This is a genomic window from Rhizobium sp. G187 (assembly GCF_051549525.1).
Taxonomy (GTDB): domain Bacteria; phylum Pseudomonadota; class Alphaproteobacteria; order Rhizobiales; family Rhizobiaceae; genus Allorhizobium.
Window position 1 is genome coordinate 143827 of the sequence record NZ_JBPUGM010000004.1, and the last position, 12590, is coordinate 156416.

13 protein-coding genes are annotated in these 12590 nt (G+C 59.3%); 6 read left to right on the forward strand and 7 right to left on the reverse strand.

The window, feature by feature from the left end; translation table 11 throughout:
- Complete coding sequence (locus tag ACSV9I_RS13290) at positions 1–3039, reverse strand: helicase-related protein (RefSeq protein ID WP_438329651.1); 3039 nt, start codon at positions 3037–3039, stop codon at positions 1–3.
- A gap of 332 nt (positions 3040–3371) precedes the next feature.
- Between ACSV9I_RS13290 and ACSV9I_RS13295 the strand changes: the two genes are divergently transcribed.
- Genes ACSV9I_RS13295 through ACSV9I_RS13305 form a run of 3 tightly spaced genes read left to right on the forward strand, consistent with a single transcriptional unit; the run spans position 3372 to position 4819 of the window.
- Positions 3372–4454, forward strand: coding sequence for an alpha/beta fold hydrolase (locus ACSV9I_RS13295; protein WP_438329247.1), 1083 nt, complete (start codon positions 3372–3374; stop codon positions 4452–4454).
- Positions 4387–4539 (forward strand): DUF3309 family protein, encoded by a 153-nt coding sequence (locus ACSV9I_RS13300; protein ID WP_082352474.1) that lies wholly within the window; start codon positions 4387–4389, stop codon positions 4537–4539. The genes ACSV9I_RS13295 and ACSV9I_RS13300 overlap by 68 nt, the downstream gene beginning before the upstream one ends.
- Positions 4540–4564: 25 nt before the next feature.
- On the forward strand, positions 4565–4819 hold the full coding sequence (locus ACSV9I_RS13305; protein WP_054157938.1) for a glycine zipper domain-containing protein: 255 nt from the start codon (positions 4565–4567) through the stop codon (positions 4817–4819).
- Between the two features lie 279 nt (positions 4820–5098).
- Here ACSV9I_RS13305 and ACSV9I_RS13310 read toward each other — a convergent pair whose 3' ends face one another.
- Positions 5099–5824, reverse strand: a complete 726-nt coding sequence (locus ACSV9I_RS13310) for a beta-ketoacyl-ACP reductase (protein WP_054157939.1) — start codon at positions 5822–5824, stop codon at positions 5099–5101.
- A 151-nt stretch (positions 5825–5975) separates the two neighbouring features.
- Entirely contained in the window at positions 5976–7157 is a 1182-nt protein-coding gene (locus ACSV9I_RS13315) for an acetyl-CoA C-acetyltransferase (protein WP_054158081.1), read from the reverse strand.
- A 226-nt stretch (positions 7158–7383) separates the two neighbouring features.
- Here ACSV9I_RS13315 and phaR point away from each other — a divergent pair, with 226 nt between their 5' ends.
- Positions 7384–7962 (forward strand): polyhydroxyalkanoate synthesis repressor PhaR, encoded by a 579-nt coding sequence (phaR, locus tag ACSV9I_RS13320; protein WP_054157940.1) that lies wholly within the window; start codon positions 7384–7386, stop codon positions 7960–7962.
- Positions 7963–8018: 56 nt separating this feature from the next.
- Here the strand turns inward: phaR and ACSV9I_RS13325 are convergent, their stop codons facing one another.
- From ACSV9I_RS13325 to mtgA, 4 genes are all read right to left on the reverse strand, one after another.
- Positions 8019–8414: a hypothetical protein gene (locus ACSV9I_RS13325; RefSeq protein WP_054157941.1), complete on the reverse strand. Its 396-nt coding sequence runs from the start codon at positions 8412–8414 to the stop codon at positions 8019–8021.
- Between the two features lie 130 nt (positions 8415–8544).
- Positions 8545–8730 (reverse strand): 50S ribosomal protein L32, encoded by a 186-nt coding sequence (rpmF, locus tag ACSV9I_RS13330; protein WP_054157942.1) that lies wholly within the window; start codon positions 8728–8730, stop codon positions 8545–8547.
- Positions 8731–8886: 156 nt separating this feature from the next.
- Positions 8887–9534 (reverse strand): glutathione S-transferase family protein, encoded by a 648-nt coding sequence (locus ACSV9I_RS13335; protein WP_438329248.1) that lies wholly within the window; start codon positions 9532–9534, stop codon positions 8887–8889.
- A gap of 71 nt (positions 9535–9605) precedes the next feature.
- The gene (gene mtgA, locus ACSV9I_RS13340) at positions 9606–10364 is read right to left on the reverse strand and encodes a monofunctional biosynthetic peptidoglycan transglycosylase (protein ID WP_438329249.1); all 759 of its coding nucleotides are present in this window, start codon (positions 10362–10364) and stop codon (positions 9606–9608) included.
- Positions 10365–10486: 122 nt separating this feature from the next.
- Between mtgA and ACSV9I_RS13345 the strand changes: the two genes are divergently transcribed.
- Together ACSV9I_RS13345 and hisC are read left to right on the forward strand one after the other, a co-directional pair.
- A complete protein-coding gene (locus ACSV9I_RS13345) occupies positions 10487–11401 on the forward strand; it encodes a polyprenyl synthetase family protein (RefSeq protein WP_438329250.1) in 915 nt (304 codons plus the stop codon).
- 1 nt (position 11402) lies between these two features.
- Entirely contained in the window at positions 11403–12458 is a 1056-nt protein-coding gene (gene hisC, locus ACSV9I_RS13350; RefSeq protein WP_438329251.1) for a histidinol-phosphate transaminase, read from the forward strand.
- Positions 12459–12590 lie beyond the last annotated feature (132 nt).

Below are 12590 nucleotides of genomic sequence, written 5' to 3' on the forward strand. Positions count from 1 at the left end.
CTACTTCTTCAATTGATCCTTCAGAGCGGCGAGCTTGGCGAAAGGCGAATCCGGATCGATCGGCTTCTCCTTGCGCGGCGGCTTGGCTTCAAAGCGCTGGCCACCCTGTGGCCGACCGCTATCACGATCCGGACGGGGTCCACGATCCTTGCGATCACCGCCATTGCCGCGGTCCTGGCGATCGCCCTTGCCGGCGAATTTGCCACGGCCACCTTCCGGCTTCTCATTGCGTCCACCATCACGACGGCGCTCGTCACGCTGTCCTTCAACGCGCGCTTCCCCGCCTTCGTTGCGACGGCCCTGACCCTGCGGCCGGCGATCGCCCGTCGGGCGTCCACCGCTGCGCTGGGTATCGCCGCGACCGCCGGGGCGCCACAGCAGCACAGGCTTCGGTTCCGCGGTTTCCGCAGCCCCGGAAGCAACTGACCCGGCATCCATTGCGGCCTCAGCCGTAGCTTCAACCGGCGCGGCCGACGCTTCGGCCTGAGGCTCGTCGCTCGACGGATCGGCATCATCGGCGCTATCATCGCCAGCAGCTTCCGCAGGTTCTGCCTGAACAGCAGCGGCAGCAACGCCACCCTGGGCCGACAGGTGGGCAGCTGCTTCTTCAGGAGAAACGCTGTCTGCACGATAACCGAGACCCTTCAGGATCTCTTCCATATCATCTGGCGTCGCACCGAGAATGGACAACATTGCCGTCGTCGCGGTGAAGCGGCGGCCGTCATAGGCGCCGTCCGGGCGCGAGCCAGAACCCGGTTTCCACTGCAACAAAGGCCGGATCAGATCAGCCAGGCGCTCGAGAATGTCGATACGCACGGCCCGCTTGCCGAGGAAGCGGAAGCCAGCCAGCTTGTAGAATGTGCGCTCAAAGTTTGCATCGGTGACAACGGAGGTCCGCCCTGCCGCCAGAACCGGAATGAGATCGCCGTAGCCCGGCTTGTCCAAGCCGTCATTTTTCAAAGCCCAGAGCAGCGTGATCATCTCGGCTGGCGCCGGCTTCAGCAGTGCCGGCATGAAGATGTGATAGGCACCGAAGCGAACGCCATAGCGACGCATCGAGGCGCGACCGTCCTGGTCAAGCGACTTCACATCGTCAGCAACGTCGCGGCGGAAAAGCACACCAAGGTTCTCGACGAGCTGGAAAGCGAGACCCTTGGCAAGACCCTGAAGATCCTCCGCGCGGGACAGATCGTCGAGCGGCTTCAGGACGGTCGAGATGTGATGATTGACAAAGCGCTCGACACGGGCAGCCACGTGATCACGGGCATTACCGGTAAGCTGCTCGTCAGCAAGCAGGAGGACCCGCGGATGAAGAACATGATCGGTCCCGATCAGACGCGCGATGGGATCGCCGAGCCAACGGACGACACCGTCAGAACCAATGGCAAAATCACCGTTGCCGGAAGCATGCAGACGGGCAGCCCGCGCTTCGAACTCCAGCGCCAGCGCCTTGTGTGCAGCAGTCTGCACGGCCTTCGCGTCCGGCCCCTCGCCACCGGAGATCGGCGTGAACCGGAACCCGGAGAGTTGCCCCATGGCATGGCCTTCTACGAAGACGTCACCGTTCACACTGATTTCAGCTTCCAACATCGCATTCTCTCTCAAGCGCTTCATGAGCACAGATGTCCTGCGGTCAACAAAGCGTTTCGTCAACCGTTCATGTAACGCATCGGATAATCGGTCCTCGATTTCCCGCGTCTTTTCTTGCCAGTGTGTCGGATCGGCAAGCCAACCGGGCCGATTCGACACGTATGTCCAAGTTCTTATCTGCGCAATACGCGCCGACAACGTGTCAATCTCTCCATCCGTGCGATCCGCTCTGCGAACCTGCTCGGCCAGGAAATCCTCATTCACCGTCCCTCGTCGAACAAGATCGAAGTAGAGGCTCTGAATCAGATCAGCATGCTGTGCCGGTGTAATACGCCGATAGTCGGGCAAGGCACAGGCCTCCCACAATTTTTCGACGCGCTCCGGCCGGTCGGTGATATCGGACACCTCCGGATAGCGCGATAGATATTCGAGCGACTGCTGGTCCGTCGCCGGCAGCGCCCGCGTTAGCCCCTCGACACGCGGCGTCGCATCCAGGCTCCGCTGCAGGGCCGCGACGGAGGAGAAATCGAACCGCTCCGTGCGCCATTGCAAGACCTTGACCGGATCGAACTGATGCGTTTCGAGCCGCTCCACGAGTTCATCATCCAGGGGATCAACACGACCGGTCACCCCAAAGGTACCATCCTTGACATGCCGACCGGCGCGACCCGCGATCTGTCCAAGTTCGCCGGGATTGAGATTGCGGAACTGATAACCGTCAAATTTTCGATCCTGAGCAAAGGCAACGTGATCGACATCGAGATTAAGGCCCATACCGATTGCATCCGTCGCAACCAGGTAGTCCACATCGCCCTCCTGGTAGAGACCAACCTGCGCATTGCGGGTGCGCGGGCTGAGCGCCCCAAGCACAACTGCAGCACCACCCCGTTGGCGCCGGATGAGTTCCGCGATCGCATAGACCTCGTCGGCAGAGAAGGCGACGATTGCCGTCCGCTGCGGCAGGCGGGTGATCTTCTTCTGTCCGGCATAAAAGAGTTGCGACAGGCGCGGCCGTTCGACGACGGTTATGCCGGGCAGGAGCTGAAGCAGGATCGGCTTCATGGTCGCCGAACCCAGCAGCAATGTCTCCTCGCGTCCGCGCAGATGCAGGAGCCGGTCGGTAAAGATGTGACCACGCTCGAGATCGCCGGCAAGCTGGATCTCGTCGATCGCGACAAAGGCTACTTTGGTCTCGCGTGGCAAGGCCTCTACCGTGCAGACCGAAAAGCGCGCATTAGGAGGGGTGATCTTCTCCTCGCCCGTAATCAGGGCGACATTCTTGACACCAACGCGCTCGACCACCCGCGTGTAAACTTCGCGCGCGAGCAACCTAAGGGGCAGACCGATCATGCCCGAACCATGCGCAACCATGCGATCGATGGCGAAGTGTGTCTTGCCCGTATTCGTCGGCCCCAGCACTGCAGTAACGCTGCGACCACTTAAGATCATGGGATGGCTGTTCAATGAACGCTCCGCTCGTCGGGCCATCCACCTCGTCGAGGATCCGGCACCAGTGTCGAGACACATGGCCATGAAGTTCGGCAAAGGCAAGGTTATTTTGGCCGCCTTCGACCAAAAACATCGAGCGCCTGCACACACAATGCGACATCACCGGCAAGGAACAGCGGGCGAACGAAACGGAGACGAATCGATGACTCGACCGGATTCGTGCTTTGTTCCCGAGTTCCAGCTTCCGAGACAGAGTACGAGAATAAACGACAGATTGCGCGCGATGGAACCTCGCCTTCCTACCGGACGTTCCGGGCGGAAAGGATTGCCTCATGAAACTGTCGCCTCCCCAACCCGAATGGATCTCCGCCCAAGCCGGCGGGAAGGACTTCGTGTTCATTCATGGGATGGTCATGGCGCCATCCTTTTGGGCAACCTACGCGCCAGAGGTTGCCCGACAAGGACGTGCCGCCGCTTACCCCCTACCGGGTCATCATCCATGGCAACTTCCAGCGCCGGGTATTCACTTCGACGCGAAGGCCGTTGCCGACGCTTACGCGGAGGCGATCAGGCGGGATTTTGATGGCCGTTCGGTCACCCTGATCGGCCATTCGACGGGCGGTTTCGTTTCCTTGCTGATCGCCATGCATCATCCCGACCTCGTCCACGCCGTCATCCTGATGGGCGCGTTTGCATGCGGACGCTTTGAGGGGCAGGAACGCCTGCCGGCAAAGCTTCTCCGCATTCCAAAAATCGGCCCGTTCCTGTTTCGACAGTTTTTCCTGCGCTGGATTTCGACCCAGGAGCAATTCCGCTGGGGTTCACTGGAATGCGTTTTCGATCGTGCATGCCCATGGCAGGATGAGCGGGCGGTTGCCGCGATGGAAGGTGTCCGCAAAGATCTGCTGCAAGCCCGGCCGGAAGACATCGCGGCTTGCATCCGTTTCATGTCATCCACGACGCTGCTGCACGGACTGACGACGATTTCGGCACCGGTCTTGAACATAGTAGGCGCCAATGACGCTATCGTCCCGCCCGCACATCAGTTGCGCGTCTCAAAGCTGCTGCCGCAGACGCAAACAGTCATCCTCGGCAATTGCGGTCACCTGCCGATGGTCGAGCACCAGCGCAAGACGGAGCGTATCATTGAGACATTCGTGCGATCCCTGGAGATCAGATCCAAGCCAGCGATACATGAAACACATCTCAGCACGGCATCGGTATGGGCGCGGCTGGGTTTGTCAGCGCTTGCCAAGCAACCGTTTGACGCGATGGAACAAAAAAACAGGGCTCGCGTTCATCCAGCACACGAGGTGAGTTTCACCAAGTCGAAGGAGAGGGCCATAAATGTCTACAATTCTCATCGTAATTTTGATTCTGTTGCTGATCGGGGCACTTCCGAGCTGGGGTCATAGCCGCAGCTGGGGCTACGGTCCGTCAGGGGGCCTGGGGCTCGTACTGCTCATCCTCATCATCCTGATGTTGATGGGTCGAATCTAACGTCACTCTCATAAGGTTTAGGACCATGAAAAAGATCTTTCTGGCAGTAGCCCTGATTGCCCCTCTCGCAGCCTGCACTGCCACGGAACGCGGTGCATCCGTCGGTGCCGCAGGTGGCGCCATCATTGGTGGCGTGGCCACCGGCAATGTCCGCGGCGCAGCCGTTGGCGCAGCAGTGGGTGGTGTCGCTGGCGCTCTGATCGGCAACTCGCAGGAACGCCGTGGCTACTGCGTCTATCGCGATCGTTACGGCCGCACCTACGAAGCACGCTGCCGCTAAGCGTATAACACACTCAAAAAAGGCTGCCGATCTCATGGATCGGCAGCCTTTTTCATGCGTGCATTAACACTTCGATCAAAGCCGGAACGAAGCCGGCCCGAATCGCAGACATAGGGATATTCCGGTTTCGTTCACCGCTAGATATTGTGATTTTGGAATCGGCTAACCACAGATCACTGTGGAAATTAACGCCTGCGGCAGGACTGATATCTACTCGTGTTAACGCTTGAGCCTGACGATCGAAAACCGATGTGCCTATCGGTTTTCGATCTGTCCAGATCAAACGAAGAACTGCCCACCATTGGCGGAGATCGTTGAACCAGTGATGAAGCCCGCATCGTCGGAGGCAAGGAAAACGACGCAACGCGCAATCTCTTCAGGCTCTCCAAGCCGACCGACGGGGATCTGCGGAATAATCCGCTCGGCCAGTACCTTCTCGGGGATCGCACGGACCATTTCAGTTCCAATATAACCTGGGCAGATGGCATTGACGGTGATTCCCTTGGCCGCCCCCTCCTGCGCCAGCGCCTTTGTGAAACCGAGATCGCCGGCTTTCGCAGCGGAATAGTTCGCCTGCCCCATCTGACCCTTCTGGCCGTTGATCGAGGAGATATTGATGACGCGCCCGAAGTTCCGGTCCCGCATGCCGCCCCAGATTGGATGTGTCATGTTGAACAGGCCTGTGAGATTGGTGTTGACCACCTCCCCCCATTGCTCAGGCGTCATCTTGTGGAACATCGCATCACGGGTGATCCCCGCATTGTTGACGAGCACTTCGACCGGGCCAAGAGCCGCCTCGACAGCAGCAATCCCGTCTACGCAGGACTGATAGTTAGACACGTCCCATTTGAAGACCGGAATTCCGGTTTCGCTCTCGAAGGCCTTCGCCTTTTCTTCATTCCCGGCGAAATTGGCGGCCACCTTGTAGCCCGCCGCCTTCAGCGCCACCGAAATCGCGGCACCAATGCCGCGCGTTCCTCCGGTTACCAAAGCCACTCTGCTCATGCCCGTCCTCCCCTTTTGTTTGTTTAAACTGTCCCATCTGGGTCACGCCGAGCCGCTTCCCGTCGCTCCGGCATGCCTCGCCCTTCCTGGCTATTCGCCAGGAGGGCAAATGATTGTTTGAGGGTAAGCTGGCTTCATCGCCGGCCCGGTATCAGAAAGCCTCGAGGCACATGGCGACACCCATGCCGCCACCGATGCAGAGCGTCGCAAGTCCCTTCTTGGCGCCGCGGCGCTTCATCTCAAACAGCAGCGTGTTGAGAATACGGGCACCCGAAGCCCCAACCGGATGGCCGATCGCGATCGCGCCACCATTGACGTTGACGATCGAGGTGTCCCAACCAAGATCCTTGTTCACTGCGCAGGCCTGGGCAGCAAACGCTTCGTTAGCTTCGACGAGATCCAGGTCGCCGATCTTCCAGCCGGCCTTTTCAAGCGCCTTGCGCGAGGCCGGGATCGGCCCGGTGCCCATGATTTTCGGATCAACGCCAGCCGTTGCCCACGAGGCGATGCGAGCGAGCGGGACAATCCCGCGCCGCGAGGCTTCGGCTTCCGTCATGAGAAGAGCAGCTGCGGCGCCATCATTGATGCCCGATGCGTTACCAGCGGTTACCGAGCCTTCCTTGTCGAAGGCAGGCTTCAGCTTCTGCATGCTTTCGAGCGTGGCGCCCATGCGAATGTATTCGTCTTGATCGACGATCACGTCGCCTTTGCGACCGGGCACTGTGACCGACACGATCTCGTCCTTGAACCGTCCCGCGACCTGGGCTGCCTCGGCCTTGTTCTGCGAGGCAACGGCGAAGGCATCCTGCTCATCGCGGCTCAGTTGCCATTGGCGGGCGACATTTTCAGCGGTCGTGCCCATATGGTAACCGTAAAAGGCATCGGTCAGGCCATCTTTGATCATGGTGTCGACCAGCTTCAGGTCACCCATCTTGGTGCCATTTCGCAGATGTGCGCAATGTGGCGCCATCGACATCGATTCCTGGCCGCCCGCAATGATGATCCTCGCATCACCGGTAGCAATTTGTTGCATACCGATGGCGACAGCGCGCAGGCCGGACCCGCAAAGCTGATTGAGCCCCCAGGCGGTCGCCTCCTGCGGAATGCCGGCCTTGATCGCCGCCTGTCGAGCAGGATTCTGGCCTTGGCCAGCCGTCAGGATCTGGCCCAGGATCACCTCGTCCACTTCGCCGGCCTCGACACCTGCGCGTTCGAGCACGCCCTTCAGCACGATCGCACCAAGATCATGCGCCGCAACACTCGACAATGCACCGTTGAAAGAGCCGACGGCCGTTCTGGCGGCGCTGGCAATGACGATGGACGGGGTGGTCATGGACGTATCCTCCGATGCGTTATGGTTGAGAAGAAACTGACAAAGACTTCCACCGGTGTCAAACGAGATAAAAGCCCGCGCTTCCTTCTTTGGTTGCACTGCCATGACAAACATCAATTGCTCTTCGTGCATTGCACAAAGAGATTGTCACCGGGCTTCATTTGCGCTTACATTCGTCGCTGGGAAGAGCAAAAATAACCGAAAAACGACGGGTTAGGAGACCGCAATGGCCAAAGCCGATGGCGAAATCACGATCAAGAAATACGCCAATCGACGCCTCTACAACACCGGGACCAGCACATACGTCACGTTGGAAGACCTGGCCAAGATGGTCAAGAAGGGCGAGGATTTCGTTGTACAGGATGCGAAGTCCGGCGAGGACATCACGCATTCCGTTCTGACCCAGATCATCTTCGAGCAGGAATCCAAGACCGGCAATACCTTGCTTCCGATTTCCTTCCTTCGTCAGCTGATCGGCTATTACGGCGACCAGATGCAGATGGTGGTGCCAAGCTTTCTCGAACATTCGATGAAAGCCTTTACAGAACAGCAAAGCCAGATGCGCGAGCAGGTAACCAGGGCTTTCGGCGATAACCCGCTATCGAAGAACCTGCAAATGCCGATCCAGCTGATGGAAGAGCAGGTCAAGCGCAATACCGAAATGTTCCATCAGGCAATGCAGATGTTTTCGCCCTTCGTGGCCGGACAACAGCCGGCCAAGGAAAGCCGCAAGGCCGAGGCCAAGGACATTGACGACCTGAAGGAGCAGCTGCGCTCCCTGCAGAACAAACTCGACAATCTTTGAAAGATCTGCGGCGGATCGCGTCCGCCGCAATCCCCGCTTGCGCTCCTGCAAGCAGATTAGAGACCGATGGAAATATCGCGGGTTGCCGTTCTGTTGGAAATCGTGAAACCGGCAACCACATCGATGAGAGCAATAACCATCAGGCTGAAGAACAGCTGCGTTGCAGCGTCCCGCACGAGCAGGAACTCCACAAGGAACGCAATGAAAACCAGCATCGACAGCATGTGATTGAGAAGGGAATGACGACTGCTCATCGTCGCCTTCAACACTTCCACGAACAGAACGATAAGTGCCGTCAGCACCAGCATATCTCCAAGTGTGACGGTCCATATGGCACCGGAGAGCATCGGAACAGCCGCAAGGTTTCCAGCGAAAGCTTGGACACCAGGACCGAACATCACGATGTTGTAGAAGACAAACGGTATCAGCATCAGCGGCACGGCAACGAACATCTGCAATCCTTCAGCTTGTGGATGCCGACCCGATCGGCGGCGTTCTGCCGCACACTGTAACGATGCTTGCGTTAAAAAAGCAAAAGGCCGGCATATAGCCGGCCTTATACAACAAGAAAATGCGCCTGAATTATGCGCTTTCCTTCGGGGTCAGCACCTGGCGACCGCGATACATACCGGTCTTCAGATCGATATGGTGCGGACGGCGCAGTTCGCCGGAATTCTTGTCTTCGACATAGGTCGGAACCTTCAAGGCGTCTGCAGAGCGGCGCATACCGCGCTTGGACGGGCTTGTTTTTCTCTTCGGTACAGCCATTTTCGTTACTCCACGTGACGGTGCAAACCAGGATTAGCGGCCTCTTAGAAGCCGGACAGAACCTGTCGCAAACTCTGATTTTGGCGGGCTTATACATGCCCACTAGGGGTTTGACCAGTCCCCGGATTGATTTTTTCGACCCAGAGAGCCGACAGGTCACGCCTCATCTTCAGGGACGATCCAGCTTTCTGCCAGCGCGGCCGTCTCCCAAGCCTGCCAGGCGGGGTGAGCACGCATAGTCGCCATGTAGGCAAGCGTCTCGGGATCGCTGACAAGGTCATAGGCGGAAAAGCGATTGACCACAGGCGCGAACATGGCGTCGGCAGCACTGAAGCCACCAAAAAGGAAGGGACCACCGGAGATCTGGCGCAGGTCGCGCCAGATGTCCTCGATCCGTTTTACGTCGCCTGCTACACCGTCCGGCAGCGCGATAGCCTTGACCGGACGACGGATATTCATCGGACAGGCGCCCCTCAGCGCCCGGAATCCCGAAAGCATTTCCATTGAAACCGATCGCGCCATGCTGCGAAGGGCAGGTTCGCTCGGCCACAGGCCGGCATCGGGAAAGAGCTCCGCAACGTACTCGATGATCGCTAGCGATTCCCAAACCCGAACGGTGCCATGATGCAGAACCGGAACGCGACCGGTCGGCGAGAGCTCACGAAAACGAGGCGTCGTGCCGCCCGGACCAAAGGGAATGAGCTCCTCGCGAAACGGAACCCCTGCTGCGGTCATTGCCATCCAGGGCCGCAACGACCACGAGGAATAGTTCTTGTTGGCGATATACAGGATCAGTTCGGCCATGGACGCCTCCAATTCAGATCTTGCTGATCATAGGAGCCGCAGGGGTAAACGACCAACGAGACTTGTTGATCTCAATCATAGAGACAGGTGATGTATTCACCCGATTGCCGAGCCCGCCGGTCAACGACATTGGCCAGCCGCTTGAGACCGGATCCAGGCTTGCTGGCCACCCGATTGATCGGATTGGGGAGAGAGACAGCCAAAAGGGCCGCCTGTTGGCGGCTCAGCTTCGCGGCAGAGGTCTTGAAATGGTGCCGCGCCGCCGCCTCGGCACCGTAAATGCCCGGCCCCCATTCAGCGACATTGAGATAGATCTCCATCATCCGTCGCTTCGGCCAGATAAAATCAGCGGCAATCGCGAGCGGCAGTTCGAGCGCTTTGCGAACGAAGGAGCGACCATTCCATAGAAAGAGATTCTTGGCCGTCTGCATGGGGATTGTGCTGGCACCGCGTGTCGCCTCACCCGCCATGGCATCATCGATGACCGACTGCAACTGCCCCCAATCAACGCCACCATGATTGCAGAACTGCCCGTCCTCGGACATCATCACAGCCCGAACCAGATTGGGGGAGATATCGTCAATGTCGACCCAGCGCCGATCATACCCCTGAAACGTCACGAGATCGGCCAGCATCAGGGTCGAGACGGGGCGCACGAACTCCAGCCGATAGAGCAGGATTAGCAGATAGGGCGAAAAGACCAGGATCGCTAAGACAAGCAGCCCCTTGCGCAGCCACGTCGCCCGGAAACTGCGCCTTGCTTCTGGCGGCTGCTCCAGTCGTTCCTCTTCCACAATCTCGACGTCGTTCGGCAATGATCTCAAGCCCATGATCGATGACGCCTTCTCATATCTGGCTGCAGAGGGGATGACCAGTCCATGTCGCTGCTATCCCGCCTCCACCCACTTAAATTCCCGTTGCCTGACACCGGGCGGCATGCCAAATAGCCGCCATGGATCAGGCAGCAAGCGCTTTCGAACACAAGCTCCGAACTTTCGCCGCGGACGTCGAGGCTCGTCTCGCACGCCTGCTGGACGGCATGCTCCGCCCGGCAGAGATCGCCCGCCCCGCTCGCCTGATTGAAGCCATGCACTACGGCGCCCTGAATGGCGGCAAACGGCTGCGTCCTTTCCTCGTCGTGGAAGCAACGCGTCTTTTTGACGGTCCCGCGGATGCCGCCCTGCAGGTTGGCTGCGCTCTCGAATGCATACACAGCTACTCGCTTGTGCATGACGACTTGCCCGCCATGGACGACGACGACTTGCGGCGCGGCAAGCCGACGGTCCATATCGCCTATGACTACGCGACAGCAATCCTCGCTGGCGACGGCCTCCTGACCTATGCCTTCGACATCCTTGCCGCACCGGAGACGGATCTTCCTGACGCCGCCAAGGTGGCGCTTGTGCTTGAGCTTTCGCGTGCTGCCGGGATCGGCGGCATGGCGGGCGGACAGGCACTCGATCTCGCGGCCGAAACAGAAGCCCCAGATGAAGCCGGCGTAGTCCAGTTGCAGGCGATGAAAACCGGCGCTCTGATCCGTTTCGCCTGCGAAGCCGGCGCTATCATTTCACAGCGACCAACCGAGGACCGCAAGCGTCTGCGCCAGTTCGGCGAGATCATCGGCCGGGCCTTCCAGCTGGCCGACGATCTTTTGGACGTGACCGCCGATGCAGCGACCATGGGCAAGGCGACGGGCAAGGACGCCGGGAAGGGCAAGGGCACGCTTGTGGCCCTCAAGGGCACCGACTGGGCCCGCACAGAACTCGACCGACTGGTCACGGAGGCCAATCAGGTCCTTGCCCCTTACGGGGAGGCCGCAAGGCCTCTGACCGACACCGCACGCTTCATCGCTACGAGGAAAAACTGACATGAGCCGCTTCTGGTCGTCCGCCGTCCACGATCTGGACCCGTATGTCGCCGGTGAGCAGCCGAAGATTGCAGGCCTCGTCAAGCTGAACACCAACGAGAACCCCTATGGGCCGTCGCCGCGCGTCATCGAGGCCATTGCGGCTGCGGCCAACGATCGGCTGCGACTCTATCCGGACCCTTCGTCGACCATTCTCAGGCAATCTATCGCCAACCGTTTCGACCTCGCCCTCGATCAGGTCTTCGTCGGCAACGGTTCCGACGAGGTGCTGGCCTTTGTCTTTGCCGGACTCCTGAAGCACGACCTTCCGCTACTTTACCCCGACATCACCTACAGCTTCTACAAGACCTATGCCCGGCTCTTCAACGTCACGGTAGAAGAAGTCCCGCTTGATGGGCAGCTGGGCATACGGATCGCTGACTATGATCGCCCCTGTGGTGCAATCATCCTTGCCAATCCGAACGCCCCCACAGGCATCGCGCTGCCGCTGAGCGCGATCGAGGCCTTGGTTACCGGCCATCCGGATCAGGTCGTCGTCGTTGATGAAGCCTATGTCGACTTCGGCGGGGAGAGTGCCGCTTCGCTGATTTCACGTTACGAGAACCTGCTGGTCGTGCAGACCTTCTCCAAGTCCCGTTCTCTGGCTGGCCTCCGCGTTGGCTTCGCCCTTGGACAGCGCCCGCTGATCGAGGCGCTGGAGCGGATGAAGGACAGCTTCAATTCCTATCCGCTCGACACCCTGGCGCAAACAGCCGCGACGGCAGCCGTTGAGGACGAGGCCTGGTTTTGCGAAACTCGCGACAGGATCGTCGCCAGCCGCGACAGGCTGACGGCAGCATTGACGGAACGCGGCTTTGAGGTTCTGCCGTCGTCGGCCAACTTCGTTTTTGCACGGCATTCTGCTCATCCGGGCGGGGATCTGGTCAGGGCCCTGCGCGAGCGCGCAGTTCTCGTGCGCCATTTTACCAAGCCCCGGATTGCTGATTTCCTCCGCATCACCATCGGCACCGAAGAGGAATGCCGTCAGCTTTTGACAGCGATCGATCAAATCATCTGACGTGTGCCGGGCAGCGAATTTGCCTAGTCTCCCGAGCGCAATGGCGCGGAGGAGCGACACATCATGGAAGACATCATCCAGCATTGGCCGCAGGTGACAAGCGCCTATCTCGTCTATCTCGTCGCAGTCCTC

Coding starts and splice junctions, on each gene's coding strand:
- hisC (WP_438329251.1), top strand. CDS start 11,403: ATGAGCCGCTTCTGGTCGTCCGCCGTCCACGATCTGGACCCGTATGTC.
- ACSV9I_RS13290 (WP_438329651.1), bottom strand. CDS start 3,039: ATGATCTTAAGTGGTCGCAGCGTTACTGCAGTGCTGGGGCCGACGAAT.
- ACSV9I_RS13335 (WP_438329248.1), bottom strand. CDS start 9,534: ATGGCCGAACTGATCCTGTATATCGCCAACAAGAACTATTCCTCGTGG.
- ACSV9I_RS13300 (WP_082352474.1), top strand. CDS start 4,387: ATGTCTACAATTCTCATCGTAATTTTGATTCTGTTGCTGATCGGGGCA.
- ACSV9I_RS13345 (WP_438329250.1), top strand. CDS start 10,487: ATGGATCAGGCAGCAAGCGCTTTCGAACACAAGCTCCGAACTTTCGCC.
- phaR (WP_054157940.1), top strand. CDS start 7,384: ATGGCCAAAGCCGATGGCGAAATCACGATCAAGAAATACGCCAATCGA.
- ACSV9I_RS13315 (WP_054158081.1), bottom strand. CDS start 7,157: ATGACCACCCCGTCCATCGTCATTGCCAGCGCCGCCAGAACGGCCGTC.
- ACSV9I_RS13305 (WP_054157938.1), top strand. CDS start 4,565: ATGAAAAAGATCTTTCTGGCAGTAGCCCTGATTGCCCCTCTCGCAGCC.
- ACSV9I_RS13325 (WP_054157941.1), bottom strand. CDS start 8,414: ATGTTCGTTGCCGTGCCGCTGATGCTGATACCGTTTGTCTTCTACAAC.
- ACSV9I_RS13295 (WP_438329247.1), top strand. CDS start 3,372: ATGAAACTGTCGCCTCCCCAACCCGAATGGATCTCCGCCCAAGCCGGC.
- mtgA (WP_438329249.1), bottom strand. CDS start 10,364: ATGGGCTTGAGATCATTGCCGAACGACGTCGAGATTGTGGAAGAGGAA.
- ACSV9I_RS13310 (WP_054157939.1), bottom strand. CDS start 5,824: ATGAGCAGAGTGGCTTTGGTAACCGGAGGAACGCGCGGCATTGGTGCC.
- rpmF (WP_054157942.1), bottom strand. CDS start 8,730: ATGGCTGTACCGAAGAGAAAAACAAGCCCGTCCAAGCGCGGTATGCGC.